This is a genomic window from Lactiplantibacillus sp. 3062, assembly GCF_055413545.1.
This window is the reverse complement of record NZ_JBVAYE010000026.1, coordinates 1-627: the sequence shown is the minus strand read 5'-3', so window position 1 is coordinate 627 and position 627 is coordinate 1. Positions and strand designations below refer to the sequence as shown.

The window sequence follows — 627 nt, the reverse complement described above, 5'->3', positions numbered from 1 at the left end:
CAATATCTTCGTCAAAATGGCATGATTGATGATGTTTCATTTATTGATGGAACTAAGATCCTAGCCGACGCCAACAAGTATAGCTTTGTTTGGAAGAAGAATACGATACGATTTGACAAGATGAATCGCGAAAAACTCGTTGACCTGTTAGGCGAGCTTCATGAAGCTAAAATTGTCGGTGAAATTCCGGCAGGATCAGAGCTGACTCCCGAACTATTGGATATCATGATTAGCAAGGTTGAGGATCACTTAGTGGTCCTTAATGAAACCGTGGAAGCAACTAAGCAGGTTTCCCCGAACCCAGCCAAACAGCAACGCCGGACTGTTAAATCACAAAAACGTAAGTTGGATAAACGACGTGATAAAATGCGTGAACACCAAGCACAGCAAGCAATCTATGGTCAGCGTAACAGCTACTCTAAGACGGATCACGATGCCACCTTTATGCGGGTCAAGGAAGATCCGATGCAAAACGGTCAATTAAAACCTGCCTACAACGTTCAAATCGCCACGAGTAATCAGTTCATTACGGGATATCGGCTTTTCCAAAATCCAACCGACACACGAACCTTACAACCGTTTATTGAACATTTAAAGGCCAACAATGTGTTAGGTCACACCATCGTT

Annotated in this window: 1 pseudogene; it reads left to right on the top strand. The window is 43.2% G+C overall.

From position 1 onward, the window contains the following. Positions 1–627, top strand: a pseudogene (locus ACWQAU_RS15155) (IS1182 family transposase); the annotation flags it as partial.